Annotated in this window: 27 protein-coding genes and 1 pseudogene; 19 read left to right on the top strand and 9 right to left on the bottom strand. The window is 43.9% G+C overall.

Features of this window, described 5'->3' with window-relative positions; all coding sequences use genetic code 11:
- A partial coding sequence (locus tag OE749_RS06225) for an integron integrase (RefSeq protein WP_263711492.1) occupies positions 1-630 on the top strand: 630 nt, incomplete at its 5' end.
- A gap of 346 nt (positions 631-976) precedes the next feature.
- Here the strand turns inward: OE749_RS06225 and rne are convergent.
- Positions 977-4,075 (bottom strand): ribonuclease E, encoded by a 3,099-nt coding sequence (gene rne / locus OE749_RS06220; protein ID WP_263711491.1) that lies wholly within the window; start codon positions 4,073-4,075, stop codon positions 977-979.
- Positions 4,076-4,606: 531 nt separating this feature from the next.
- On the opposite strand from rne, the gene rluC reads away from it, so the two are divergent.
- The gene (rluC, locus tag OE749_RS06215) at positions 4,607-5,557 is read left to right on the top strand and encodes a 23S rRNA pseudouridine(955/2504/2580) synthase RluC (protein WP_263711490.1); all 951 of its coding nucleotides are present in this window, start codon (positions 4,607-4,609) and stop codon (positions 5,555-5,557) included.
- Entirely contained in the window at positions 5,547-6,209 is a 663-nt protein-coding gene (locus tag OE749_RS06210) for an HAD family hydrolase (RefSeq protein WP_263711489.1), read from the top strand. The genes rluC and OE749_RS06210 overlap by 11 nt, the downstream gene beginning before the upstream one ends.
- A gap of 7 nt (positions 6,210-6,216) precedes the next feature.
- On the opposite strand, the gene OE749_RS06205 is transcribed toward OE749_RS06210, so the two are convergent.
- On the bottom strand, positions 6,217-6,804 hold the full coding sequence (locus OE749_RS06205) for a Maf family protein (protein WP_263711488.1): 588 nt from the start codon (positions 6,802-6,804) through the stop codon (positions 6,217-6,219).
- A gap of 114 nt (positions 6,805-6,918) precedes the next feature.
- Between OE749_RS06205 and yceD the strand changes: the two genes are divergently transcribed.
- The 13 genes from yceD to OE749_RS06140 all read left to right on the top strand — a co-directional run bounded on the left by yceD (position 6,919) and on the right by OE749_RS06140 (position 17,335).
- Positions 6,919-7,446 carry a 23S rRNA accumulation protein YceD gene (yceD, locus tag OE749_RS06200; protein WP_263711487.1) on the top strand — a complete coding sequence of 176 codons (528 nt, stop codon included), beginning with the start codon at positions 6,919-6,921 and terminating at the stop codon, positions 7,444-7,446.
- A 9-nt stretch (positions 7,447-7,455) separates the two neighbouring features.
- A complete protein-coding gene (gene rpmF, locus OE749_RS06195) occupies positions 7,456-7,626 on the top strand; it encodes a 50S ribosomal protein L32 (protein WP_263711486.1) in 171 nt (56 codons plus the stop codon).
- Between the two features lie 35 nt (positions 7,627-7,661).
- Positions 7,662-8,684, top strand: coding sequence for a phosphate acyltransferase PlsX (gene plsX, locus OE749_RS06190; RefSeq protein ID WP_263711485.1), 1,023 nt, complete (start codon positions 7,662-7,664; stop codon positions 8,682-8,684).
- Between the two features lie 3 nt (positions 8,685-8,687).
- On the top strand, positions 8,688-9,647 hold the full coding sequence (locus tag OE749_RS06185) for a beta-ketoacyl-ACP synthase III (protein WP_263711484.1): 960 nt from the start codon (positions 8,688-8,690) through the stop codon (positions 9,645-9,647).
- A gap of 16 nt (positions 9,648-9,663) precedes the next feature.
- Positions 9,664-10,584 carry an ACP S-malonyltransferase gene (gene fabD, locus OE749_RS06180; protein ID WP_263711483.1) on the top strand — a complete coding sequence of 307 codons (921 nt, stop codon included), beginning with the start codon at positions 9,664-9,666 and terminating at the stop codon, positions 10,582-10,584.
- 14 nt (positions 10,585-10,598) lie between these two features.
- Positions 10,599-11,336 carry a 3-oxoacyl-ACP reductase FabG gene (gene fabG, locus OE749_RS06175; protein WP_263711482.1) on the top strand — a complete coding sequence of 246 codons (738 nt, stop codon included), beginning with the start codon at positions 10,599-10,601 and terminating at the stop codon, positions 11,334-11,336.
- A gap of 230 nt (positions 11,337-11,566) precedes the next feature.
- A complete protein-coding gene (gene acpP / locus OE749_RS06170) occupies positions 11,567-11,806 on the top strand; it encodes an acyl carrier protein (RefSeq protein ID WP_263711481.1) in 240 nt (79 codons plus the stop codon).
- Between the two features lie 75 nt (positions 11,807-11,881).
- The gene (gene fabF, locus OE749_RS06165; protein ID WP_263711480.1) at positions 11,882-13,120 is read left to right on the top strand and encodes a beta-ketoacyl-ACP synthase II; all 1,239 of its coding nucleotides are present in this window, start codon (positions 11,882-11,884) and stop codon (positions 13,118-13,120) included.
- A 69-nt stretch (positions 13,121-13,189) separates the two neighbouring features.
- Positions 13,190-14,002 carry an aminodeoxychorismate lyase gene (gene pabC, locus OE749_RS06160; protein ID WP_263711479.1) on the top strand — a complete coding sequence of 271 codons (813 nt, stop codon included), beginning with the start codon at positions 13,190-13,192 and terminating at the stop codon, positions 14,000-14,002.
- Complete coding sequence (gene mltG, locus OE749_RS06155) at positions 13,996-15,015, top strand: endolytic transglycosylase MltG (protein WP_263711478.1); 1,020 nt, start codon at positions 13,996-13,998, stop codon at positions 15,013-15,015. The genes pabC and mltG overlap by 7 nt, the downstream gene beginning before the upstream one ends.
- Before the next feature lie 16 nt (positions 15,016-15,031).
- Positions 15,032-15,661 (top strand): dTMP kinase, encoded by a 630-nt coding sequence (gene tmk, locus OE749_RS06150; protein ID WP_263711477.1) that lies wholly within the window; start codon positions 15,032-15,034, stop codon positions 15,659-15,661.
- Positions 15,658-16,545, top strand: coding sequence for a DNA polymerase III subunit delta' (gene holB / locus OE749_RS06145; protein WP_263711476.1), 888 nt, complete (start codon positions 15,658-15,660; stop codon positions 16,543-16,545). Before tmk ends, holB begins: the two co-directional genes overlap by 4 nt.
- Positions 16,546-16,558: 13 nt before the next feature.
- On the top strand, positions 16,559-17,335 hold the full coding sequence (locus tag OE749_RS06140) for a TatD family hydrolase (RefSeq protein WP_263711475.1): 777 nt from the start codon (positions 16,559-16,561) through the stop codon (positions 17,333-17,335).
- Between the two features lie 110 nt (positions 17,336-17,445).
- Here OE749_RS06140 and infA read toward each other — a convergent pair whose 3' ends face one another.
- From infA to trxB, 4 genes are all read right to left on the bottom strand, one after another.
- Entirely contained in the window at positions 17,446-17,664 is a 219-nt protein-coding gene (gene infA / locus OE749_RS06135; protein ID WP_008844395.1) for a translation initiation factor IF-1, read from the bottom strand.
- A gap of 79 nt (positions 17,665-17,743) precedes the next feature.
- On the bottom strand, positions 17,744-18,436 hold the full coding sequence (locus OE749_RS06130) for an arginyltransferase (RefSeq protein WP_263711472.1): 693 nt from the start codon (positions 18,434-18,436) through the stop codon (positions 17,744-17,746).
- Positions 18,433-19,140 carry a leucyl/phenylalanyl-tRNA--protein transferase gene (gene aat / locus OE749_RS06125; RefSeq protein WP_263711471.1) on the bottom strand — a complete coding sequence of 236 codons (708 nt, stop codon included), beginning with the start codon at positions 19,138-19,140 and terminating at the stop codon, positions 18,433-18,435. Before aat ends, OE749_RS06130 begins: the two co-directional genes overlap by 4 nt.
- A gap of 58 nt (positions 19,141-19,198) precedes the next feature.
- Complete coding sequence (trxB, locus tag OE749_RS06120) at positions 19,199-20,155, bottom strand: thioredoxin-disulfide reductase (RefSeq protein ID WP_263711470.1); 957 nt, start codon at positions 20,153-20,155, stop codon at positions 19,199-19,201.
- A gap of 328 nt (positions 20,156-20,483) precedes the next feature.
- Between trxB and yfbV the strand changes: the two genes are divergently transcribed.
- Entirely contained in the window at positions 20,484-20,930 is a 447-nt protein-coding gene (gene yfbV, locus OE749_RS06115) for a terminus macrodomain insulation protein YfbV (RefSeq protein WP_263711469.1), read from the top strand.
- A gap of 97 nt (positions 20,931-21,027) precedes the next feature.
- Here the strand turns inward: yfbV and tnpA are convergent.
- Positions 21,028-21,330, bottom strand: a pseudogene (gene tnpA, locus OE749_RS18600) (IS200/IS605 family transposase).
- 131 nt (positions 21,331-21,461) lie between these two features.
- Between tnpA and OE749_RS06110 the strand changes: the two are divergent.
- On the top strand, positions 21,462-22,688 hold the full coding sequence (locus OE749_RS06110; protein WP_263711468.1) for an RNA-guided endonuclease InsQ/TnpB family protein: 1,227 nt from the start codon (positions 21,462-21,464) through the stop codon (positions 22,686-22,688).
- A gap of 153 nt (positions 22,689-22,841) precedes the next feature.
- Positions 22,842-23,591 (top strand): MBL fold metallo-hydrolase, encoded by a 750-nt coding sequence (locus OE749_RS06105; protein WP_263711467.1) that lies wholly within the window; start codon positions 22,842-22,844, stop codon positions 23,589-23,591.
- Between the two features lie 59 nt (positions 23,592-23,650).
- Here the strand turns inward: OE749_RS06105 and OE749_RS06100 are convergent, their stop codons facing one another.
- Together OE749_RS06100 and sppA are read right to left on the bottom strand one after the other, a co-directional pair.
- A complete protein-coding gene (locus OE749_RS06100; protein ID WP_263711466.1) occupies positions 23,651-24,133 on the bottom strand; it encodes a SprT family zinc-dependent metalloprotease in 483 nt (160 codons plus the stop codon).
- A 59-nt stretch (positions 24,134-24,192) separates the two neighbouring features.
- Positions 24,193-26,049 (bottom strand): signal peptide peptidase SppA, encoded by a 1,857-nt coding sequence (gene sppA / locus OE749_RS06095; protein WP_263711465.1) that lies wholly within the window; start codon positions 26,047-26,049, stop codon positions 24,193-24,195.
- Position 26,050: the final 1 nt, after the last annotated feature.

Genomic DNA, 26,050 nt, shown 5'->3' with positions numbered 1-26,050 from the left:
CTACTTTTGTCCAGTTTGAGCAAACGTTACTACCTTATTGCAGGTCTGATGTATGGCAGTGGCCTCAGAAGCATGGAGGCTGTGCAGCTCCGCGTGCAAGATATCGATTTTGACTATAAGTGTGTCAGGATCTGGAATGGTAAAGGAAACAAGCATCGAATTGTTACTTTGGCAACAGAACTAATTCCTTTACTCAGAAATCAAATTGCGCAGGTAGATGAATACTTGAAACTCGATATTCAAAATGAGGAATATGCCGGAGCTTGGATGCCCCACGCATTAGCAAAGAAATACCCATCTGCGAATAAATCACTCGCATGGCAGTACCTATTCCCATCTCATAAGCTCAGTGCAGATCCAGAAACAGGTGAGATAAGAAGGCATCATTTTCATCCCACCTGTGTCCGAAAAGCCGTCAAACGAGCTGTATCGGCATCCGGTCTTACAAAACCGATTACACCCCATACTTTAAGACACTCATTTGCTACTCATTTGTTGCAGAGTGGCGCTGATATTCGAACGGTACAGGCTCAACTGGGACATTCGGATGTTAAAACGACTCAAATTTATACTCATGTTCTTCAACAAGGGGCAAATGGAGTGGTGAGTCCTCTGAGTCGATTATCGTAATGCCACCGAAAAAACAAATGTCCGCTATTTGTGCGAACTGCTTTATGAGTCACCTGATCCCAATGACGGACTTCATCCAATCAGGATTTTGGATACTGAGGATATCCAACGTCAGCAATACGTACATTACAGCCTGTTACTACAAATACTAGCGAGGGTAAGCAATACGTACATTGATCTAACAGAGAGACCCTTCGAATGGTTATTAGCTGCATGTTGGTTTACGCTTAGTTGTAAATGACCACAGGATAAGCGTAAATTTGGCGGAAAGGTTATAAGCGATACAAACAAAAAAGCCTTTACCCGCAAACGTGGTAAAGGCTTTTTTAATGAGGTTAGAAAAGGGCTACAGTGATTCTGGCTTTGTTGCCGGTGCTGTGGCTCTGTTCGTTACACTCAACTGAGCGGCGGCACGACCAGAATGTTTAATTTCAGGTCTTAGATCTGCGCCAAACTCAGTAACGTTAAACTCACCAAAGCTTTCTTCTATTTTAACGGGCTTTGCCATTGGAGCAGAAGCACGCTTGATGCTTATTTCGCTACTTTTCAGAGAGGCGGGGGCGGGTTTTGCTCCCTTGTCAGATTTAGCGGTAACAGCTGCATTCCCACTGTCTGACTTCTCTGACGGTTTACGACGCGCACGCTTAGCAGGTTTTTTCTCTTCTTTTGAAACGTCTTCCTTCGCTTCGTTGTCTGCTGGCGTAGGCTGTTCAGTCGTCGTTGCGTCTACTGGCGCGTCTTCTAGCTGAATTTCAACCTGCTTAGGTGCCTCAGCTGTAGGCTTACGCTGACGTGAGCGCGTTTGCTTCGCTGGTTTAGACTCAACGGCATCTGCTGAGCTGTCAGCTTCGCTTGCTGGCTGAGCGGCTTCGTCAGAAGACACTTCGTGCTTAGTATCTGCAGCCGTTTCTTCAGAACTTGCTGCCGCGTTTTTGCTTTCGAATTGCAATTCATCTTGTGATGAATCATTCGACGTGACTAACTCTGAAGGAACTTCAATGGTCAACACATCGTGTTGATCATTGTCGTTAGCGTTTGCGGCCTGTGCTTCAGAGGCGTCAAGTTGCGGCGCATCTGACTCTGGCGCGTTTTCTTTACGGCGCTTTTGACCCGCTGCACGGATATGGCGCGGTGAACGTCTGCTGCGTGTACGCTCAGACTTCTTCTCTTTGCCATCGTCATCCTGTGCTTTTTGCTCATCTTCTTTAGAAGAAACTGGCGCAGCTGGGGCGTGTTGAGAAGCGTCAACCTCTTTAGTTGTAGGCTGAGCATCAGCAACTGGCGTATTAACCAGATCTTGGTCTAGCGTCTCTTCTACCAGCGGCTTGTTACTCTTCGCGTCTTTGTGCTGCTGACGCGACGGTTTGTCTGTCGCTTGCTCAGGCTTAGGCGTTTGTGCTGACTTTTGATCAGCATCTACACGCACACTGCGGCGATTGTCGCGACGCTTACGGCGCTCAGCCACCTGTTCTTTCTTGCGGTTTTGCTGATTGGCTTCCGCATCAGGTTTCGCTTTACGAGATTGCGAACGCTGTTGATTTTCTTGCGTTGCATCTTGCGTTTTATTCTCATCACGGCGATTACGGTTGCGGTTACGAGAATTACGACGCTCATTGCGTTCAGATTTATTGTCTTGTCCGTCTTCTTTGTCAGAAGCCTGTTGACGACCTTTACGTGCACCGCTTCGGTCTTGTCTTGATTTCTGATTACGACGTTGTTTATTTTGTCTTCTTTGCGGCTTTTCCGGTTTGGCTTTTTCTTCGCTTTCAGACGAGAACAAACCTGTCAGCCAAGATACAATTTTCTCAACCAAAGAAGGGCCAGAGCTAGGTGCTGCCGGTGCTGTTTTTTCCGGCGCGATTAGCCCTTGTAGTGCAGGCTGTTCTGGCGCTTTTGGCGCAGTCGCAGGCTTATCTGCTTCATTTGGCTCTGGCTTATATAGCTCAATGTTGTAACTATTATCAGTGATCGTTTCATCGGGGCGATGACGCACAACATGGTAGTGAGGCGTTTCCAGATTAGGATTTGGGATCACTAATAGTTCAACATTGTGGCGTTTTTCAATGCTTCTAATCGAACGGCGTTTTTCATTCAACAAATACGTCGCGACAGGCACAGGAAGCTGCGCTTCAATCTGTCCTGTATTATCTTTGATGCTCTCTTCTTCCATAATGCGAAGCACGGAAAGCGCCAACGACTCATTGCCACGAATGGTGCCATGACCACTACAACGTGGGCAGACATTGTGCGCAGACTCACCCAGTGATGGGCGCAAGCGCTGACGAGACATTTCTAACAAACCAAAACGTGAAATACGGCCTAATTGTACGCGAGCGCGATCATGACGTACCGCGTCTTTCATGCGGTTTTCAACTTCACGTTGGTGACGAACAGGTGTCATATCGATGAAGTCGATAACCACAAGGCCGCCCAAATCACGCAATCGAAGCTGTCTGGCTATTTCATCTGCCGCTTCCAGGTTCGTATTTAATGCCGTTTCTTCGATATCACCACCTTTGGTTGCTCTGGCTGAGTTGATATCGATTGACGTGAGTGCCTCTGTTGGGTCGATAACGATCGAGCCACCTGAAGGAAGGCGTACTTCACGTTGAAATGCAGATTCGATCTGGCTTTCGATTTGGTAGTGACTAAATAGGGGCACGTCGCCTTTATATAGCTTCACACGACTAGCGAAATCTGGTCTTACTAATTCGATGTGCTTAAGCGCTTGCTCATATACCGATGTTTTATCGATCAAGATTTCGCCCACATCACGGCGTAAATAGTCGCGAATTGCGCGAACAATCACGTTACTTTCTTGATGAATTAAAAATGGAGCAGGGCGTGAATTTGCCGCTTCTGAAATCGCATTCCAGTGCGTAAGTAGAACTTTTAAATCCCACTCTAGCTCTTCGTAAGATTTACCTACGCCCGCTGTACGTACAATTAACCCCATACCGTCGGGGAGGTTTAATTTGCTCAGTGCAGATTTTAGTTCTGTACGCTCATCTCCCTCGATACGACGAGAAATACCGCCTGCTCGTGGGTTGTTAGGCATAAGCACTAAATAGCTGCCAGCCAAGCTGATAAAGGTAGTAAGCGCCGCACCTTTTTGTCCGCGCTCTTCTTTATCAACCTGAATAATCACTTCCTGGCCTTCTTTGATGACGTCTTTGATATTGGGACGTCCATCAAACTTGTAACCGCTAGGAAAATAGGTTTTGGCTATTTCTTTTAGGGGAAGGAAACCATGTCTTTCCGCACCATAATCAACAAATGCGGCTTCCAGACTAGGCTCTACTCGAGTGATTGTGCCTTTGTAGATATTTGCTTTCTTCTGTTCGTGGCCTGGACTTTCTATGTCCAAATCATACAGTTTCTGACCATCTACCAAGGCAACGCGCAACTCTTCTTGTTGAGTTGCATTAATTAACATTCTTTTCATGTATCGTGACTCGGTTTAATTTAGTACCGATGGCACAAGAAAAGAACTGACAAAAATGGCAGCTTTAACCTGATTGCAGTCTCACGACTTGTTAGAGGTGTTGTTTAACGCACCCTGATTGTATTTTCATCTCTGGATTCTCAGAGAGAGGGTACGAATAAAATAATCTATGTTTCTTAACGAATATTGTTTGTGTCTGCGTGTTGTTCAACAAGGCAGAAGTACAAACAAGCCAAATTCAGTTCTTTTTCTGCGATCAGTACGTTTAATGCTAAAATCGCTACGCGTATCTCTGTTTTTCTACTGCCCGCTACTCGAAAAATTACTCACTTCGAGCCAGACAGGGTACTTTAGCGTTTGAGCTGCGCGAATATGGTTCGCAAGTACACTTAAAAATAGGAGAAATACGCGTTTAATTGTGCCCTTCTTATTTGGGCGTATAACACGGCGATTATCTCACTAAAATATCAATGCTGGCAAGCAATTAAAAAAGACAAAAAGTTAACTCGATTTCAGGTATCATACAGCGCTATGCAGGATTCAAATTTTCAAAACGTTCAATTTATCGATGTTGACGCAGAATATGCGGGGCAACGCATTGATAATTTTCTAAAAACACGCCTAAAAGGTGTGCCGAAAAGCATGATTTATCGCATCTTGCGAAAAGGTGAGGTAAGGGTAAATAAAAAACGAACAAAGCCAGAATATAAGCTTCAAGAAAACGATACTATTCGTGTTCCACCGATACGTGTAAGCGATGAAAAAGCGCCGCCTTCGACAAATTTAGACAGAGTCGCGACCCTCGAACAACACATATTGTTCGAAGATGACTTGTTTATTGTGGTGAATAAACCGTCGGGCATGGCCGTTCATGGTGGCAGTGGGTTAAGTTTTGGCGTAATAGAAGCTTTAAGAGCGCTTCGTCCTCAACAGCGCTTTCTTGAGCTTGCTCATCGACTTGATCGCGATACCTCTGGTTGCTTACTGGTGGTTAAAAAGCGTTCGGCACTCAAACACGTTCACGAGCAACTTCGCAATAAACAAGTAGATAAACGCTATCATGCGTTAGTGTTTGGCGCGTGGCCTGAGAATCGATTTAAAGTCAAAGCGCCACTGCGAAAAAATATTCTAAAATCGGGTGAGCGGCTTGTCTCGGTGTCGCCAGATGGAAAACCTTCTGAAACCCGTTACCGTATTCTTAGTCGTTATGACGGTGCAACCTTGGTTGAGGCGTTTCCGTTAACTGGGCGTACCCATCAGATTCGTGTACATTGTTTACATGCTGGGTGCCCGATTGCGTGCGACGACAAATATGGTAATCAAGACTTTGATGAACAGTGCAAGCAAAACGGACTTAAACGCCTGTTTCTACACGCCTACCAGCTTAGTTTTGAGCACCCAAAAACAGGAGAGAAAGTGGTGTTTACGGCACCGCTTGATGACAGTTTAACTGGAATTTTGGACGCATTAAATGAAGTATGAACTCGTGATTTTTGACTGGGATGGCACGTTAATGGACTCAACGGGTAAAATTACCCGCTGCATGCGTAAGGCTGCGGCACAATGTCAATTACCGATTCCCAGTGAAGACGCCGTTAATCATATTATTGGCCTGAGCTTGCATCCGGCGGTAGAAATTCTGTTTGGCAAATTGTCAGATGCTGATGTAAACCGATTAACCGAGGCATACAGTGCAGCGTTTATAGAGGAAGATACGATACCGTGTGAATTTTTCTCGGGTACTCACAGCATGTTAAACGCACTGCGTGATAACTCGCTTAAACTGGCTGTTGCAACAGGAAAGGCGAGAAGAGGGCTCAATCGTGTGATGGAACAAACCCAATCTCATGGTTTTTTTGATGCATCTCGATGTGCCGATGAAGCAAAATCAAAACCTCATCCTCAAATGATTTTAGACATTCTACAGCAAACCAATGTGTCGCCTGAGCGCGCTATTATGGTGGGTGATACGTCACACGATATCAAAATGGCGCATGCTGCGGGTGTATTAGCGATTGGTGTGAGTCATGGCGCCCATACTCACGAGGCACTCATTAATGCTAACCCACACGCAGTGGTGCCATGCGCAAAAACACTGCATGGTAAGTTAGAGCAATTAATTTTTGTGTCTTGATCGTGTTTTAATCGTCGCTCAGCGGGTGCAATCCCAATGTGATTAGTGCATCTGTGAGCGCGATGAGGGGTAAACCAATCAACGCATTTGGGTCACGTCCAGATAACTCAGAAAACAGTGCGATACCTAGACCTTCAGATTTGAAGCTACCTGCGCAGTCAAAAGGTTGTTCTTTATCAACGTAATGTTCAATTTGCTGCAACGTAAGCGAACGAAATGACACGTTGAAGGTATCTACCGAGGTGAGCATTTGGCCACTCGCAGTGTTGAGCAATGTAAGGCCAGTGTAAAAACTGACGGTTTTGCCTTGGCAAGCAAGAAGCTGTTCTATAGCTGACTGACGATTTCCCGGTTTGCCAATTGGCTTTCCATCAAAGCTAGCCACTTGATCGGAGCCTATAATAATGTGATTAGGGTAGGTGGTTTGTAAGCTAGTTGCTTTAAGTTCCGCTAATCGATACGCCAATGCGTGTGGCTGCTCATGTTTTAGGGGCGTTTCATCTGCAATAGGCGGCGCGGTGATGAAATCAGGGATTAACCGTTGTAACAGTTGTTTTCTGTAGGGTGATGTCGATGCAAGTACAAATGAGTGCATGTTCTATAATTCGTATGGCTTTTAAGTTAATGATGAGTGCCTGATTAAAAAATAATCGAATATTTGAGATTTTCTTTTGACTCAGGCTTATACAAGCATTATTATGCGCGCCCTATGCAGAAAGTTAAACTACCTAAACAGCTAGATCCGGTAAAAAGTGCGATGAAGCGCTCTGACTATGTCGGCGTGATTTCTAGCAGCGATATGCCAAGATTAGCGGAAGCAGCAGCCAATGTTGCTGACTGGGTCGAAGTGGAAGTTAAGTTTGAAATAGACTCGCAGGGTCTAACTTACTTTAGCGGACACCTTGCAACGGAAGTTCAGCTTATCTGTCAACGATGTAATGAGCTTTATGCTCAACCAATTCACGTTTCGTTTTGCTTCAGCCCAGTGCAGGGGATGGCGGAAGACGAAGTGAGTGAATTGCCGGAAGTTTATGAACCGGTAGAGGTCAATGACCACGGAGAAATCAATTTAGTCGAATTGTTTGAAGACGAACTGATTTTATCTTTGCCAATTGTGGCCCTTCATGCAGAGGAGGATTGCAACGTGAGGCAAGATGAAATGAGTTACGGCGAAATTGAACCGGCCAATGAGCGACCAAACCCATTCGCGGTTTTGAAAGAACTTAAGCGAGACTAGGAGTAAGTAATGGCGGTACAACAGAATCGTAAAACTCGTTCAAAGCGTGGCATGCGCCGTTCACACGACGCGCTAACTGGCCCAACTTTGTCTGTAGATTCAACTTCAGGTGAGACGCATCGTCGTCATCACGTGACTGCTGACGGTTACTATAAAGGCAAAAAAGTCATCGCTGGCTAATTCGTAGATACGTCTTCGAATAGGCGGGCTTGATTTTGAGCCATCTAACCATTGCGTTAGATATTATGGGGGGCGATCACGGCCCCCATATAACCCTTCCTGCAACCGTAAATGCGTTGCACATCTATCCAGATATCCAATTTATTCTCTGTGGCGATAAACAGGTCATAGAAAACTATTTCTCTCGTTACGATATTCACGCCGATAACTACCGTATAGAACACTGCGATCAAGCCGTTGAGATGGACGATAAGCCGAGTAAAGTGCTTCGGGCCAAACGAAATTCATCTATGTACCGTATGCTAGAGCTAGTTCGTGACAAAAAAGCCAACGGCTGCGTGAGTGCCGGTAATACCGGTGCGTTGATGGCCATGTCATATATGGTATTAAAAACGCTACCCGGTATAGACAGACCTGCGCTGATTTCATCTCTTCCAACAGCTCAACATAAAAAAGTGTTTTTATTAGATCTTGGTGCTAATGTCAGTTGTGATGCTGAAACATTATTTCAATTTGCGGTGATGGGATCGGTATTGGCCGCAGAAGAGACAGACAATCCTAATCCACGCGTAGCCTTGCTTAACGTTGGGTCAGAGCAAATAAAAGGGAATGAAACCGTTAGGTATGCTTCAAAGCTATTGTCTGATGTGCCCTCGCTAAATTATATTGGTTTTGTCGAAGGAAACGATATATTTAATGATGTGACTGATGTGGTCGTGACAGATGGTTTTGTCGGGAATATCGCACTAAAGTCTGTTGAAGGTTTGGGAAAACTCGTGGTCAATGAGTTGAAACGCGTATCAGAAAAGAACTTAATGACCCGAATTATGGCAAAAATTGCGCTTCCTTTGTTCAAAAAGATTTATAACAGGGTGAACCCCGACCAGTACAACGGCGCGAGTCTGATAGGATTGCGCGGAACTGTGGTGAAAAGCCATGGAAACGCAAAGTCAGACGCATTTTTTTATGCGATTAAAGAAGCTTTGCAGGAAGTAAATCGACAGGTTCCAAAGAAAATTCAAGAAAAAATGGAAACTGTTCTAATGGAGCGACCGTAAGGCATGTACTCAAAAATAATCGGTACTGGAAGCTATTATCCCAGTGAAGTTCGTACCAACGCAGATCTTGCGACCATGGTAGACACTTCCGACGAGTGGATAACCGACAGAACAGGCATTAAAGAAAGACGTATTATTGGTGCCGATGAAACGGCTGCTACAATGGGCACGCAAGCGAGCCTTAAAGCAATCGAAGCGGCAGGATTAGATAAAAAAGATATAGACATGATTGTGTGTGCCACCACAAGTGGACGATATGCACTACCAAGCACAGCATGTGAAATTCAAAAAGAACTCGACATAGATGGCATTCCTGCTTTTGATGTAGCCGCAGCATGTGCGGGTTTTTGCTATGCCTTAAGCGTTGCTGATCAATATATTAAATCGGGCATGGCTAAGCGCATTTTGGTGGTGGGCACAGATTGCCTATCACGTTTGGTTGACCCAAAAGATCGCACAATGGTGATTTTATTTGGAGACGCCGCAGGCGCCGTGGTAATCGAAGCCAGTGAAGAGCCTGGTATACTTTCAACACATATTCATGCGGCGGGATCTTATGGTGACCTGCTTTACGTGGGTAATCCGACCCGTGGTGAAGAGGCCTCTGTTCATGACAATTGGGGCGTAATGAAAGGAAACGAAGTCTTCAAAGTGGCCGTGACTAAGCTAAGCGAAGTTGTCGAGCAAACACTTGAAGCCAATGGAATGTCAAAAGCTGATTTGGATTGGCTTGTACCACATCAAGCAAACTTTAGAATTATCAAAGCGACCGCCAAAAAGCTGGATATGTCGTTAGATCAGGTTGTGCTTACCCTAGACAAATATGGTAACACCTCTGCCGCGACAGTCCCGACTGCGTTGGATACGGCCATTCGAGATGGACGTATTCAGCGTGGACAAAATCTCCTTCTAGAAGCATTTGGTGGCGGCTTTGCCTGGGCATCTGCGCTCGTAAAATATTAAGAATAAGTGAACAATTATGACTAAAAAGGCATTTGTGTTTCCCGGACAGGGTTCGCAATCTGTCGGCATGCTTAGTGAGCTGGCTGAAGATCATCCACAGGTAAAAGACACCTTTAAAGAAGCCTCTGAGGTTTTAGGCTATGACTTGTGGGAACTGATTCAAACAGACGAAGACGGTAAACTGAATCAAACGCATATTACGCAACCGGCATTACTTGCTGCAAGTGTTGCAGTGTGGCGGGTGCTGCAAGAAAAAGGCGTCGACACACCTGACTATCTGGCTGGACACAGCTTAGGCGAATATTCCGCGCTAGTATGCGCTGGTGTTATCGAATTTAAAGACGCCATTTCGCTGGTTGAAGCACGCGGCCAATTCATGCAAGAAGCTGTACCTTCTGGCGAAGGCGGTATGTATGCAATCATCGGACTTGATGACGACAAGATTCGCGAGATTTGTGCGAATGTAGAAGCAGAACTCGGAGAGGTTGTATCGGCTGTAAACTATAACTCGCCAGGTCAAGTCGTGATTGCAGGAACGGCAAATGCGTCTCAACGCGCAGCTGAGCAATGTAAAGAGGCAGGGGCGAAGCGCGCGTTACCGCTTTCTGTCAGCGCTCCCTCTCATTGTGCGTTAATGCAACCTGCGGCTGACAAACTTGCACAAAGATTAAACGCATTGACGTTTGCTACGCCGACTATTCCGGTGATCAATAACGTAGATGTCATGGCGTTGTCATCTCAAGAAGATATAAAAGACGCCCTTGTTAGGCAGCTGTACAGCCCAGTTAGATGGACGGAAACGGTACAGAGCCTTGCGGAACAAGGTGTGACTGAAATGTGGGAAATTGGTCCAGGAAAAGTATTAACTGGCCTTGCAAAACGCATCAATAAATCTATTGACGCAAAAGCAATCAATCAACCCTCAGACTTAGGTTAATGACGGAATTATAAATGGCAAATTTAGATGGAAAAATTGCACTGGTAACGGGTGCAAGTCGTGGCATTGGTAGAGCAATCGCAGAAAAACTCGTAGAAGACGGTGCGACAGTAATTGGCACAGCAACGTCTGAAAACGGGGCGAATAGCATTTCAGATTATCTGTCTGGTAAGGGTAAAGGCTACGTACTCAATGTCACCAGTGACGAATCAATAGACGAACTATTGCAGTCAATAAAAAATGAATTTGGTGACATAGATATTCTAGTAAATAATGCAGGTATCACCCGTGATAATCTGCTAATGCGCATGAAAGACGACGAGTGGTCAGATATCATCAATACGAATTTGACGCCAATATTTAAGCTGAGCAAGGCGGTCATGCGTGCCATGATGAAAAAGCGAGCGGGACGCATTGTCAGTGTTGGCTCGGTAGTAGGCAGTACTGGAAATCCGGGGCAAGCAAACTATGCAGCAGCGAAAGCAGGCGTGATTGGTTTCAGCAAATCGTTAGCAAGAGAAGTCGCGTCACGCGGAATTACCGTCAATGTCGTGGCACCAGGCTTTATTGATACTGACATGACAAAGTCTTTAACAGACGAACAAAAAGAAGCCATTTTCAAAGATATCCCCGCAAATAGGCTCGGGCAACCAGAAGAAATTGCGGCTACCGTAGCTTTCTTAGTGAGCGATAGCGCGGCCTATATTACAGGGGAAACTATCCACGTAAATGGTGGCATGCACATGGGCTGATCGACATCAGCTTTTACAATTAATTTTTTGGTATAGTGATCTTTTACTGTACCTTATCGGTCAACTGGGCTATTTTCAATTTCTTGAATATAGGCTTCATGTTGATTAATATTTGAAAAATCGGTGGTTTGACCAGGCAAAAACTTACATGTCTTGCTTGCATGGCATGGGCTTGGTGAATACACTACACGCAAATTTATATCTAGCGACTTATAGGGAAAACTAGAATTATGAGTAACATCGAAGAACGCGTAACGAAAATCATTGTAGAGCAACTAGGCGTTAAAGAAGAAGAAGTAAAAGCAGAAGCGTCTTTTGTAGATGATTTGGGTGCTGATTCACTTGATACAGTAGAACTCGTTATGGCTCTTGAAGAGGAATTCGACACAGAGATTCCAGATGAAGAAGCTGAGAAAATCACAACTGTTCAATCTGCAATTGACTACATTAACGCAAATAAAGACGCGTAATTGTATACACCAAACGGCTCTTCCTGAGCCGTTTTGCTATCTATCTATAATTTCTTTTCTATTGCGGAGGCCATAGTGTCAAAACGTCGCGTGGTAGTAACCGGTCTTGGCATGTTGTCACCTTTGGGTAATGACGTTGAATCTACCTGGAAAGCAATTCTTGCGGGTAAGAGTGGCATAGGCCCAATTACGTGCATGGATGCTACGGAATACGGCACACAGTTTGCCGGTGAAGTAAAAGATTTTGATGTCGAAAAATACATTCCTAAAAAAGACACCAAAAAAATGGATAAATTTATCCAATTTGGAATTGCAGCAGGTAAACAAGCCTTGCAAGATTCCGGGTTGGAAATTAACGAATCCAATGCCCACCGAATTGGTGCTGCTATTGGTTCGGGTATCGGCGGCTTAGGCCTTATTGAAGAAAACCACAAAAAGCTGTTGGCAGGCGGCCCACGAAAGGTATCACCTTTCTTTGTTCCTTCTACGATCACCAATATGATCTCTGGTTTTCTTTCCATTATGGAAGGATTCAAAGGGCCAAATTTAAATATTGTAACTGCCTGTACCACGGGTGTTCACAATATTGGTATTTCAGCACGTACCATCGCATATGGTGATGCCGACGTCATGATTGCCGGCGGGGCTGAATCTTCTATTACCCCGTTGGGTATGGGAGGCTTTGGCGCAGCGCGCGCACTGTCGACCCGAAATGATGCGCCAGAACAGGCAAGCCGTCCATGGGATAAAGACCGTGACGGTTTTGTTATGGGTGAAGGTGCTGGCATTGTTGTACTTGAAGAGTACGAACACGCAAAAGCACGCGGCGCTAAAATTTACGCTGAACTGACTGGTTTTGGCATGAGTGGCGACGCATACCATATGACTTCGCCACCTGATAACGGTGAAGGTGCTGCAGCGGCAATGCGAAATGCGCTAAATGACTCTGGTATTGCAGAGTCTGATATTGGCTATATCAATGCCCATGGTACTAGTACGCCAGCAGGTGATATTGCAGAAGTTAATGCAGTGAAATCTATTTTCGGTGAGCATGCAAACTCAGTATTGGTCAGCTCTACCAAGTCTATGACTGGTCATTTACTAGGCGCAGCGGGCTCAGTAGAAGCAATATTCACCATACTCGCTTTGCGGGATCAAGTTGCACCGCCTACCATTAATCTGGATAATCCAGGTGAAGGGTGTGATTTAGATTTCATTCCAAATGAAGCGCGTAAATCAACGCTGAAGCATGCGATTTGTAATTCATTTGGGTTTGGCGGTACTAACGGTTCTCTTATTTTTAGTAAGATGTAAACTGTTAACCAGACATAATACAAAAAAGCCTGTCTGTGACAGGCTTTTTTTATGAGTGATGTGGTGTGAATGGAACAAGAACAATTTTTAAATAATAGAGGCTTCAATTATGGTGATGGCTGTTTCACCACCATGCTTGTATTAAAAAATAACGTTTGTTTTCTACAAGACCACATCGCAAGACTAATGCATGCATGCAGCGCGCTTCAGATCAAACACATTAATGAAATCCATATAAAAAATAGAATATTTACAGCGATTAAAGAGAACATAACATCGTGTGACAATGCATATGTTCTTAAAGTAGTCATAACCCGAGGTGACGGTGGCAGGGGATATGCACCCGATCAACATACAGAACCGCATATTTTTATTAGCCGCCATGCGTACCCGTCTCAATACGAAACATGGCGTAAAACAGGAATAGCGGTCGGCGTTTCGGGGTTTAAACTAGGAATTCAACCGGCGTTGGCGGGCATTAAACACCTTAATCGCTTAGAGCAAGTAATGGTGAAATTACATCAGTCACATGATGACGTAAACGATGATATCGTGCTAGATGTAAATAATTTTGTGGTTGAGTGTTCGGCGTCAAATATCTTTTGGAAGACTGACGGTGCTTGGTATACACCCTCATTACAGCAGGCGGGTATTCAAGGTATTATGCGCAAACAAATTATTCATCGCTTTTCGCAACGGCACATTCCAATTTCCGAAACTCAATCGTTGATTGACGAAGTGCAGCACGCGGAAGCCGCATTTTGCTGTAACTCTGTGATGGGGATTATTCCTATAGTGAAAATTAAAACCCAATCTTGGACCCATAATATGGAAATTTGCCCAGAAACTCAGGGCATGCATCAGGAGCTGCTAACATGTTAAGAAAGCTGATTAAATTATTGGGGGCGCTATTCACCCTCGGCATGTTAGTGATTATTGCCACGGCTTGGTCAATCAATAATGCGGTTAAACAGCGCGCGCCTATCTCAGCACCTGAACTTCTTGTGGTTGAATCGGGGCAAACAGTTACACAACTGGTATATCAATTTCAAGATAAAGGCTGGATTGAGAATACGTTGGCGTGGCGTATTTATTTTAAGCTTAATACACCACTGACGCATGTGCAGACAGGCACGTATGAAGTGTCGCCAAATATGCCACTGTTGTCTTTGTTTTCAGACATTGCCACGGGAAACGTCAAACACTTTTCAATCACGTTAGTAGAAGGGTTGAATTGGCGACAATGGCAAAACGTTATTGCCAATACCCCTTATATTGTTGATGATATTTCAAGTGAAGAGGGCACTGAAGCCTTGTTGCATTGGGTGTCTGAGCAAAACAGTCATGATTATGCGCATTTAGAGGGGCTATTCTTACCTGATACTTATCTATATACGAGTGGCACACGCGCTAGCCAACTTCTAAAGCAAGCCCACCAAAGGCTCATAGATTATCTCTCACACGCATGGGACAATCGAGCAACGGGGCTTCCAGTTCAGTCTGAATATGAGGCGCTAATCCTCGCTTCTATTGTTGAAAAAGAAACAGGCGTTGCTTACGAAAGGCCGCTAGTAGCAGGCGTTTTCATGAACCGCTTGGAGAAAAAGATGCGCCTTCAAACGGATCCCACAGTCATTTACGGCATTGGTGAAGCATTCGATGGTAATATTACCCGAAAGCATTTGCGTACACCAACACCGTATAACACGTATGTTATTAAAGGGCTACCGCCCACGCCGATATCAATGGTTGGGCATGCGGCGATAGATGCCGTAATGCATCCAGATGTTACAGACGCGTTATATTTTGTGTCTAAAGGGGATGGTAGCCATCATTTTTCTGAAACCCTTGATGAGCATAACCAAGCGGTCAGAAAGTATCAGTTAAAAAAGTAAAGAGTAGTATAGATAGATGAAGGGTAAATTTGTTGTTGTCGAAGGGTTAGAGGGCGCAGGTAAAAGTAGCGCGCTCAATTTGATTAACACATTAATCCAAGCACAGGGCATAGACGTGGTAAATACACGAGAGCCCGGCGGTACGCCTATGGCAGAAGCCATTCGAGAGTGCGTGAAGGGGGATTGGGCGACAGAAAACGTAACCGTAGAAGCCGAACTGCTCCTTATGTACGCTTCACGAGTGCAATTAGTTGAAAATGTCATAAAACCTGCGTTAAATGAAGGGGCTTGGGTAGTGGGAGACAGACACGATCTCTCTTCACAAGCCTACCAAGGTGGTGGTAGAGAAATACCCGATACGATTCTTAAGCCTTTGCAAGAAATTACTCTTAAGGGCTTTAAGCCTGATTTAACGCTGTATTTAGATATTGCACCTGAATTGGGGCTAGAACGTGCGAGAGGGCGAGGTGAACTTGACAGAATTGAACGTGCGGGTTTGGCATTTTTCGAAAGAACACGTCAACGTTATTTAGATCTCGCCATGCATGATAGCAGTATCGTGACCATTGATGCATCTCAGCCGATGGAAAAGGTACATGCAGATATCTCTGAAGCGATAACGCGCTACTTACAGAGCCACGTATGATGCTAAAATCGTGGCTCAACACGCCCTTTAACGCGCTTAATGAACGTGTGTTAAATAACACGTTGCATCACGGTATTGTGCTAAGTGGTGAAAGGGGTGTTTTTTCTGAGGAACTCGCGGAACAATTAGCGGCATCATTATTGTGTTCCAATACAGGTATCGAAGGGGCATGTGGCACCTGCAAATCCTGTTTGCTACTGGCGTCTGGATCTCACCCTGATTATTTAAAGGTTATTCCTGAGAAGTCCATTGGTGTGGATGCAATCAGAGAGGTCTCTAATAAGCTGTCGGGTACATCGCAGTTATCAGGTGCTAAAGTCATGGTAATGTATGATGCACACAGTATGACTGAGTCTGCTGCAAATGCGCTGCTTAAAACCCTTGAAGAGCCCACAGACAACACCTATTTAATATTGCTGACGGAAAAAGTGAATTCGCTGCTTCCCACGATCGCCAGTCGATGTGAAAAGCACAGTGTGCCCACCCCTCAAAAATCAGAGCTTAACGCATGGTTAAGTGTTGAAGGATACGAGAATACACCAGATTCATTGCTTGATGCTTACCATTGTATCCCCGAGCGAGTTTTACAGGCGTTGTCGGAGCCAGAGTGTTCCTACGATAAGTTTATTCAGGATATTACTGCTTTTAAGCAAGGGAAAATGAGCAGTGTCGCAATGGCTCAGAAATGGGAGACACATGCGATAGCCTGTGCAACATGGGCATTACATTTATGTAAAATTAATGCTGCCCAGTCGCCATCTATGCAAATACTTGACTCTTACCATGCTTGTCGTCAGCTTTTTGAACGCTTAAATCAAACAGGTGTAAACAAACAACTTCAGTTGGTTAGCCTGTTTAGAATACTTGAAACCGTTAATTTATGAATAGGAGAGCAACTTGCTAGTTGATTCCCATTGCCACTTAGATCGCCTAGACCAAACACCTGAGCAATTGCGTGAAACACTCCACTTCGCCAGACAGCGAGGGGTAGAGCATTTTCTTTGTGTTTCTGTTTCGCTCAAGGATTTTCCTGCGATGGCAAAGGCTGTTAGTGATATTCCAGATGTGAGCATTTCATGTGGCGTGCACCCGCTACATCAAGAAGATGCCGCTTCCTACGAGGCGCTATTAGAGATGGCCAGTGCCGAAAACGTCGTAGCGATAGGCGAAACAGGATTGGATTATTTCTATAGCAACGACACGAAAGAGGTGCAGATTCAGTCTTTTATCGACCACATTAAAGTCGCGAATCAACTTGAAAAGCCACTAATTATCCACACGCGTGACGCACGTGAAGATACCATTGCGTTGCTTAATAAATACTTAGACAACAATACTAAGGGTGTTTTACATTGCTTTACTGAGTCTTGGGAAATGGCAGAGCAAGCGATTGAATTAGGTTTTTACATTTCTATTTCTGGTATTGTTACCTTTAAAACCGCAACAGAGTTACAGGACGTTGTGAGAAAAATTCCACTTGAGCGTCTATTAATAGAAACCGACTCACCTTGGTTGGCACCTGTGCCTTATCGAGGCAAGCAGAATCAGCCCGGTTATGTTCGTGAAGTCGCTGAGTTTATCGCAGAATTAAAGGGTGTGTCGGTAGAGGAATTAGCAAGCATTACAACCAAAAACTTCTATACGCTATTTTCACTCGCAAAAGCCACTGGCTAAGGTATCATCATCAAAACGTGGCAACGCTAAAATGCTAAAGCAGGCGTATGGCAGATAAACAAAAACCCGGCTAATGCCGGGTTCTGCATCTCAAAGAGATGAAACCGTTATTATCTGGCGCGATAGATGATGCGACCTTTTGTTAGGTCGTAAGGCGTCATTTCAACAGTTACTTTATCGCCCGTTAGGATGCGGATGTAGTTTTTACGCATTTTACCAGAAATGTGAGCAGTAACCACGTGACCATTTTCCAATTCTACACGGAACATTGTGTTTGGCAGTGTATCTAACACTGTACCTTCCATTTCAATACAATCTTCTTTCGCCATCTAAAAATTTTACCTCAAATATCGTAAAAAAAGCCGCGCAGATTTTGCCCAATAAGTATGGCGGTGTAAAGCGCAAACATCATTTTTTTGAAAAATAATGCCATTTATTGTCAATAAATCGCTCATGTGGATAAAATTCACGCTTATAGTTCATTTTTTCGCAGGCATCAATTTGATACCCCAAGTATACATAAGGGATATTTTTTTTACGTGCATATTCAATTTGTTTAATGATGGCAAATTTACCAACAGAGCGATAAGTGTAATCTGGGTCAAAAAACGTATACAAGGCTGAAAGTGCGTTCGCGAGCAAGTCGGTTACGGCAACCCCAATCAATTTATCATGATGGTAAAATTCAAAAAACAGCGTTTGGCACCACTGACTACTGATAAAGCTGCGATATTGGTGCTCACTGGCAGGGTACATCGACCCATCTCGATGCCGAGTATTGATATAACGCGCATAGAGTGTGTAATAGGCTGGCTTTTCATCCAAACTCGCCACGACGGTAATATCGCTATTTTTATTGGTGATCCGCTTTTGGCTCTTACTTGGAGAGTACGACGAGGCCAGTACCCGCAAGGATTGGCATGCGTGACACGCAGTACAGTGAGGGCGATAAATTTGTTCGCCGCTACGTCGAAATCCCGCACCAATTAAGATGTCATAGTGTTTGGCCTGGGCTTGTTCGTTTTCAACGAGTACCAATAGTTGTTCACGTTGGTCGCTGAGGTAACTACAATCAAACTCTTGTGTTAGGCCAAATCTCACAAATCAACCTCGATTGTACTTGGTTGCCAAACATCATGGCTGAAAGAGTGTGAATGGCTATCGTTTAACATGCTTAAAAACGTGGCACGGCTGACTTCTGTGCAGCCTAAAGAGGCGAGGTGAGGGGTTTGCATTTGACAATCAATAAAAGCACCTCTGTGTTTGCGCATGTGCTCGACTAAGTAATAAAAGGCTACCTTTGACGCGTTACTTTCTAAACTAAACATAGACTCCCCACAAAACGTACGACCGGTAACCACACCATAAAGTCCGCCAACTATACGTTGCTCTCTCCAAACTTCTATTGAATGGGCTATGCCCTGCGCGTGTAAACGATAGTAGGCAGTCTCCATTTCTTCAGTAATCCAGGTCCCATTTTCTCTTCTGGCAATGGTGGCACACTGATTAATAACATCTAAAAACGCATGATTAATAGTCACAGTATAGTCGTGTTTACGAATGGCTTTCTTGAGGCTTTTGCTTGCGTGAAAATCTGTCAAGCGCAGCACGCCCCTTGGATTCGGACTCCACCAAAGAATGGGTTCCCCTTCACTGAACCAAGGGAATATACCGTGTCGGTAGGCTTCTATCAGCCTTTTAACCGACAAGTCACCGCCGTATGCTAATAAACCATTTGGTTCTTCTAGGGCATGGTGGGGTGATGGAAATATCGGTCTGTTGTCTAGTTGGTGTAAATGAATCATAAAAAAGGCTTCCCTCAAGAAGCCTCATTATTACATTGAATCTTTTTAGGTAACACTATTAGTCTTCTAGTGCATCCAAATATTTTTCAGCGTCCAATGCCGCCATACATCCTGTTCCTGCTGAAGTGATCGCTTGACGATACACGTGATCGCATACGTCTCCCGCCGCAAATACACCAGGTACGCTCGTTTGTGTGGCGTTGCCTTCTAGGCCGCTATTAATTTTAATATAGCCATCTTTCATATCTAACTGGCCTGCGAATATATCAGTATTAGGTTTGTGGCCAATGGCAATAAATAAACCCATTACATCAAGTTCTTCTGTATTGTCTGATTGAGTATCTTTGATTCTGATCTTGTTGACACCCATATTGTCGCCCAATACTTCATCTAAGGTACGATTTAGGTGAAGCGTTACGTTTCCATTCTTTGCCTTGTCTAGTAGGCGATCTGACAAAATCTTTTCACTTCTGAAGGTGTCGCGACGGTGAATTACGTGTACCTCAGAGGCAATATTAGACAGGTAAAGGGCTTCTTCAACGGCAGTATTACCACCGCCGACAACGGCGACTTTTTGGTTACGATAGAAGAACCCATCACAGGTTGCACACGCTGACACGCCTTTACCCATAAATGCTTGCTCAGATTCCATGCCCAAGTATTTCGCCGACGCACCCGTTGCAATAATAAGTGCATCACACGTATACGTACCATTATCTCCTTTAAGGGTATATGGACGTTTAGACAGGTCAGTTTCATTAATATGATCAAAGATAATTTCTGTATCAAACTTTTCAGCATGCTTCTGCATTCTGACCATCAAATCAGGCCCTGTCAGACCTTCTGGATCGCCTGGCCAATTTTCAACTTCAGTCGTTGTAGTGAGCTGTCCACCTTGTTGAATACCGGTAATTAATACAGGGTTTAAATTAGCGCGCGCTGCGTATACAGCGGCAGAATAGCCAGCAGGACCAGAGCCCAAAATAAGCAATTTTACGTGTCTAGCTTCAGACATGCGTTTCTCCAGTATCGTGTTGAGCGTAAATAGTAAGAAATGTTAACACTCAAGTAAAACTAATCGTTGAAAGCTAGATTGGGACAATTTTTTAATAATCAAGTAAACGATTTTTAAAAATGTACGTAGAAGACAAACATGTATTGTCGCTGTTTTGCTGTGCTTTCGCTCAAATCATTTTAGCTTTGCCCTCAGGTTTAGTCGGCATGGCGGAGGGCGATAAATGCACACATAGTATGAATATCAACTTTTATATAACAGAAGGGATTAGCGTTTTTCTTCATAAATGCGTACCCTTAAAGTTGTGCTAATTTAATGTAGGTTTACTATGTCTCAGTCACTTTCATTTACTCTCAGGGATGGTCAGGATTACATGCAGTTATGGCCGAACCAAAAGGCACTCTATGCCTTATTCCCAGAGAATCGGGTGATTGCAGCAACAAAACTTGGCATCAAAGTTATGCCTCCTATCGCAATCGTGGTAACGGCTGCATTTGTTAGTTTTTATGGTGTAGACTTTTTGCCTCAAGCCCTTACGTTGGGATTGTTTTTTGTCAGTTTACCTTTACAAGGGCTAATGTGGCTTGGCTACCGTTCACAGCAACCTCTGCCACCTTCCACGCGTGCATGGTACGCAGATGTTCACCAAAAGATGCTAGCAGAAGGGTGTAGAGTGGAGGCGGTTAAATCTCGTCCTCGATACAAAGAGCTCGCGATTTTACTCAAAACAGCATTTGATGAATTAGACAAAGTGTTTGTTAAGCAGTGGTTATAGCTGCTTCGGTAGTGTTTAGAAATCCGTGTCATTTTTATCTAATGTTGCCGAGAAAACCCCGTGATCAGAGCGAAGCGATGTCGCGGGGATGAATCGGCTAACCTTGTTCTTGAATATATTTTCGAATGGTATCTGTACTAGCGTTACCTACTGAGCAGACGAAATAGCCATCTGACCAAAATGTCTTCTTTACTCAAAGCTGCCTTTTAATGTATGGAAGTGATTTCCAGATTTTAGCGGTTGTTTCCTGCTTAATTCTCCAGACATGTTGCCCAATAGAATATTTAGTTCCGATTCGGATTAACATGTGGATATGGTCTAGATCAATTTCAACTTCTACGACGTCAAAGTCAGAGCGGCGCGAGATATCAAGTAGCTTATCTTTAACGAAATCACCTATCCACTCTTACAGCAGAGGTTTTCTGTATTTAACAACCAATATCAAGTGCAAAGCTATCAGATATTTGCAGTGTGATTTTGTTTGATAATCCATCTTGACAATCCACTCTTATACAGTGGTGTATACAGTATATGAAAAAGACGCTCAGATATAATTACAGGCTTAATCCAACGCCAGAGCAGGAAGTTAAGCTCATTGAGTTTGGCGCAACAGCCCGTGGCATTTGGAATCTGTTATTGTCTGAAACTATGCGTCGATACGATTACGATAAGACGTTCTTTTTTTACAAGGATATGGCCTCATTACTCAAAAAACTAAAGTCTTTTGAGGAGTTCGCTTGGATAAAAACGTTTGATTCAGCAGCAGCACAACAAGTCGCGAGAGATTTGGAAGCGGCACTAAAGAACGCTTTCTCAAAAGGTCGATTGCAGCGTTTTCCGAAACATAAGATCTCTTACAAGAGAAAGAAACTTCATAACGATAGCTTTCGAGCAGTGAATAATTCCAATTGCATCCGCATTGAAAATCGCACTATTAGCATCCCAAAAGTAGGTAAAGTGCCAATCGTATTACACCGTAACTTGGTAAGTAAAATTAAGACCGTCACGATTCAATACCGTCACGGCAGATGGGAGTGCAGCATCACTCAAGAGGTAGAATGCAAAACCGCCAAAAATCGGCTAACGAGCATCACAGGTTTTGATATTAACTCGAAGCAGACGGTAGTTGGTTCAAACGGATTTGTCTCCGACAATCCGAAGTTCTTAAGGCAATCAAAAGAGAAGTTAACCCACTTGCAACGCCAGCTTTCAAGGCGAAAAAAAGGCTCGAATCGCTGGCAAAAAACCAAACAACGCATCAATAAATTACACGGTAAAATCTCAAGGCAAAGACTCAACTTTGCGCATCAAGTGTCACGACAGATAACCAACGAAACTGGTATTTTGGTGTTTGAAGATTTAAACGTAAAAGCGATGCAACAGTTCAACGGTAGCATGGTAGCCGATAACGTGATGGGTTTAATTACCCAGCTTGCAAAGTACAAAGCAGACCTAGAAGGCAAGCTCTATCACGAAATTGGCCGCTTTGAGAAATCGACAGGGATTTGCAGTGAGTGCGGCCAGCGCCATGTGCTGTCATTGAGCGAACGATATTTCACCTGTACAGCGTGCGCCACTTATCAAAGTCGGGATCTGTCTGCGGCCAAGAGTATCGCTAAAACAGGTGAATTAGACTTAATTGCGGCTGAAATCGTCGCAAGGGTAATACCCACATCTCAGCATAAATCAGCCATTAAAATGAAAGTCTTCGAGGTATCGAAGTTAGTTGAAGGATCTGAGAAAAAAGAAGCGGCCTAGCCTCAAAGCTAAACTGTTGAAGCCCAGTGATCAGAGCGAAGCAATGTCGCTGGGTAGTTCACTTAACGACTTCCCGCTACAATGCGTCCATCGCTGATTTACGTTTTCGCTCTTTAACGAGATCGTTTCTCTTGTACTGATGGGGGAGTGTCAGTGTATAGCGTTACGTTTTTAGGTGTAGGCTCTGCGAACAGTTTGCTAGGTTGTTCTTCATGCGTAATTAATAAATCTGGCATGCCGTGGTTAATGATTGACTGTGGGCATGATTCGTTATCTCGCTATAAATCTCACTACCATGGCTCTTTGCCTGAATATATTTTTATTACGCATTTGCATTTTGATCACATTAGCGGATTAGAGCAACTCTTCTTTCAGTCGTACTTCCAACGAAAACGCCCTAAATTATTTGTACCCGTTGCGCTGATAAACCGACTACATGATATCCTAGGGCATGTTGGTGTAGCTGAATCTGGTGTGAATGTGTGGGATGTACTCGATATTATGCCAGTAAAAGACAATTTCTGGTTCGATGCTATCAACTTATCAGTTGTACCCACAAGACATCATAAATTTGAATCGAGCTTTGCGTTACATATGCCTGGTGTGCTTTTTTATACGGGTGACACCAAACCTATTCCTGAAATTTTGCATTATTTGGTTGGAACTGAGATTATTTTTCACGATTGCTGTATAAAAAGCAATCCCAGCCACACGTCCTTAGATGAATTGCTAAGCCAGTATGATCCCAGTATTTTGAATCGAATAGTGGTATATCATTATTCATCGGAGCAAGACCGAGATGCATTTACCGCAGCGAATATCAAGTACGCAAAGAATCTAGTGCCCATATCTATTGGTCAACATTCAGTTCAAACGTTACATTCAACAATAAATTTTGCCTAAATTTCATCACAGAAACTGAAAAGCATTTGAATCTTTCAACGTCGAAAGCGAGCGTTAGGTTAGCCTGCGGCTACCAAAACTGCGTTGCACCTCTTACAGCGGTACTGGGATTCGCCTCGTATGATTTTATTATGTCGGCGCACAGTTAAGGAGATGGTTTGACAATCACATTTGTAAGAAAAGGTTTTGCCCTGAACGTTTTTGACGCAAAGCTGATGCGTAGCGGTAGCAGGTAGGTAAAATACCTGAGTCATTATATTTTGCCACTCTTTACCATGAGGCTTAACCTTGCCATAAAGATGGTAGGTGATTAAATGGGCAACCTCATGTGGAATCACTTCACTTTCAAACACGGATCTGTTTTCTGAGAACAAAACAGGGTTCAACTTAATATGGTTGCGTTGAAAGTTAGCACTGCCAGCAATTTTACCGCGTTGATTTAACGATACGGTGGGAAGGGGAAAATGCTGATTAAAAAAACCATTTGCTATCGAATAGCACTGGTTTATTCGTTCTTCTGCAATTGAAATTAAATCGTTCATAGAAACAAGCCGCCCATTTGGGCGGCTATACTAACGATAACTGAGAACCTTGTAAAAGATTACATCTCACACATTATGCAATATGCGTAGGTGCCTTTCGGATCATTGAGTTTGGCAAGCGCGTCAAAACGAGAAATCACATCTTTAACTAATCCGACTAATGCACTATTGCTCTGAGCGATACTGACTTTACCTACCAGCGCCGCAGATTGACCGAACAACTCTCTCAAGAATTTTTCTTTAGGCGACAATTCTCTTTCAACGTATTTGGTGTCGTAAGTCTCTAGATTGGCAAGTTGTGCTGCCGATTTAACTGCATCGTCTAAATAACCAAGATTATCGACTAACCCAAGTTCTTTGGCTTGTGAACCAATCCAAACTCGCCCTTGGGCAATCTCGTCTACGCGGGCTTTCGGAATATCACGTCCTTCTGAAACAATAGTTAAGAATTGATCATAAGTGTTCTCAACAGAATACTGAATAATATTGCCAATTCTTGGGTCTAATTCTCGTGTTAATCCCATACCAGCGAAGTCGGTTGTACCAACACCATCAGTGTGAATACCAATGTGAGAAAGTGAATTCTCCCACGACATAAACATGCCGAAAACGCCAATTGAGCCAGTAATTGTGCTCGGCGCAGCCCAAATTTCATCGGTACTAGCAGAAATCCAGTAACCGCCAGAGGCAGCATAGGTGCTCATTACTGCAACAACAGGTTTGCCTGCATTACGAAGATTCTTTATTTCTTGTCTAATGACTTCTGATGCAAATGCACTTCCACCGGGAGAGTCAACATGCATCACAACCGCTTTAATAGAGTCATCAAGCCTTGCTTGTCTGAGTAGGTTGGCTGTGCTGTCACCACCAATATCACCAGGTTGTTGCTGCCCGTTTAAAATAACGCCCTTGGCAACCACAATACCTACATTGTTATTGCCTATAGGTGGGAAAGGAACGCCTTTAACAGTATCTAAATAATTATCAAAATCAATGCCGCTGAAATTGACCTCTTTTTCGTCAAGGCCGACAATGGCAATCAATTCATCTCGAATATCTTCTCTAGACTTTATGGCATCTATCCAACCATATTCCAGCGCATACTTTGCAAAACTTCCGTCAACTGCCTTAAATTTCGCCATAAAACTTTCAACTTGATCGTCGAAGTTGTTAACGTCAAACCCTCGGGCTGCAGCAACGTCGGTTTTGTATTGCATCCATAATGCATTTAGCCATTCTTGATTTGCTTCTTTCGCAGCGTCAGACATGTCGTCACGAATATAAGGTTCGATCGCAGACTTATACGTGCCTACACGAAACACGTAAGTAGAGGCCTTCAGTTTCTCTAAAGCCGACTTAAAATACATGCGGTAACGGCCGTATCCCTCAAGCAGCATATAACCCATCGGGTTCATGTACACGTGGTCGGCATGACTCGCAACATAATATTGCTCCTGAGTAAAATAATCGCCAATTGCATAGACTGGTTTGCCACTTTCTTTAAAGCGCTCGATTGCGCCTGAAAATTGTGACAATTTATCTAACCCAGTGTTATTCATTTCATGTAAATCGAGCACGAGGGCTTTAATGCGGTTGTCTTCTTTTGCTTGATCGATAGCGAAGACCAAATCGCGTAATAGGACTTCGGGGTTTTCCTCTCTTTGACCGAACGCCTCAGACATAAAGGCTTCGAAAGGGTCAACATTGCGTTTTTCAATGACAATATCTCCCCTTACATTTAACACCAGCGCCGTGTCTTTCGGTATCATGACTTTTCCATCATCGCCGCTCATTGCCGCGAAAATACCAACGATTATCAATATAAAAATGATATTGAAAAATGCTTTTCGACTAACGTTCAGGACCGTCCAAAGTCCCAGAAAAAATGACTTCGTCCAACTATTCTTTGTTGTCATT

Origin of the sequence: Fluctibacter corallii (genome assembly GCF_025751585.1) — a bacterium.
Classification (GTDB): Bacteria; Pseudomonadota; Gammaproteobacteria; order Enterobacterales; family Alteromonadaceae; genus Fluctibacter_A; species Fluctibacter_A corallii.
Note: the sequence above shows the minus strand (reverse complement) of the source record. Positions and strands in the feature narration are given on the sequence as shown.

Excerpts from the sequence above, each read along its gene's own strand:
- mltG (WP_263711478.1), top strand. The coding sequence starts at position 13,996 with ATGTTAAGAAAGCTGATTAAATTATTGGGGGCGCTATTCACCCTCGGC.
- rluC (WP_263711490.1), top strand. The coding sequence starts at position 4,607 with ATGCAGGATTCAAATTTTCAAAACGTTCAATTTATCGATGTTGACGCA.
- rne (WP_263711491.1), bottom strand. The coding sequence starts at position 4,075 with ATGAAAAGAATGTTAATTAATGCAACTCAACAAGAAGAGTTGCGCGTT.
- rpmF (WP_263711486.1), top strand. The coding sequence starts at position 7,456 with ATGGCGGTACAACAGAATCGTAAAACTCGTTCAAAGCGTGGCATGCGC.
- OE749_RS06100 (WP_263711466.1), bottom strand. The coding sequence starts at position 24,133 with ATGAACGATTTAATTTCAATTGCAGAAGAACGAATAAACCAGTGCTAT.
- holB (WP_263711476.1), top strand. The coding sequence starts at position 15,658 with ATGATGCTAAAATCGTGGCTCAACACGCCCTTTAACGCGCTTAATGAA.
- yfbV (WP_263711469.1), top strand. The coding sequence starts at position 20,484 with ATGTCTCAGTCACTTTCATTTACTCTCAGGGATGGTCAGGATTACATG.
- aat (WP_263711471.1), bottom strand. The coding sequence starts at position 19,140 with ATGATTCATTTACACCAACTAGACAACAGACCGATATTTCCATCACCC.
- fabG (WP_263711482.1), top strand. The coding sequence starts at position 10,599 with ATGGCAAATTTAGATGGAAAAATTGCACTGGTAACGGGTGCAAGTCGT.
- fabD (WP_263711483.1), top strand. The coding sequence starts at position 9,664 with ATGACTAAAAAGGCATTTGTGTTTCCCGGACAGGGTTCGCAATCTGTC.
- tmk (WP_263711477.1), top strand. The coding sequence starts at position 15,032 with ATGAAGGGTAAATTTGTTGTTGTCGAAGGGTTAGAGGGCGCAGGTAAA.
- pabC (WP_263711479.1), top strand. The coding sequence starts at position 13,190 with ATGGAACAAGAACAATTTTTAAATAATAGAGGCTTCAATTATGGTGAT.
- OE749_RS06110 (WP_263711468.1), top strand. The coding sequence starts at position 21,462 with ATGAAAAAGACGCTCAGATATAATTACAGGCTTAATCCAACGCCAGAG.
- yceD (WP_263711487.1), top strand. The coding sequence starts at position 6,919 with ATGCAGAAAGTTAAACTACCTAAACAGCTAGATCCGGTAAAAAGTGCG.
- infA (WP_008844395.1), bottom strand. The coding sequence starts at position 17,664 with ATGGCGAAAGAAGATTGTATTGAAATGGAAGGTACAGTGTTAGATACA.
- OE749_RS06210 (WP_263711489.1), top strand. The coding sequence starts at position 5,547 with ATGAAGTATGAACTCGTGATTTTTGACTGGGATGGCACGTTAATGGAC.
- OE749_RS06185 (WP_263711484.1), top strand. The coding sequence starts at position 8,688 with ATGTACTCAAAAATAATCGGTACTGGAAGCTATTATCCCAGTGAAGTT.
- OE749_RS06205 (WP_263711488.1), bottom strand. The coding sequence starts at position 6,804 with ATGCACTCATTTGTACTTGCATCGACATCACCCTACAGAAAACAACTG.
- sppA (WP_263711465.1), bottom strand. The coding sequence starts at position 26,049 with ATGACAACAAAGAATAGTTGGACGAAGTCATTTTTTCTGGGACTTTGG.
- trxB (WP_263711470.1), bottom strand. The coding sequence starts at position 20,155 with ATGTCTGAAGCTAGACACGTAAAATTGCTTATTTTGGGCTCTGGTCCT.
- acpP (WP_263711481.1), top strand. The coding sequence starts at position 11,567 with ATGAGTAACATCGAAGAACGCGTAACGAAAATCATTGTAGAGCAACTA.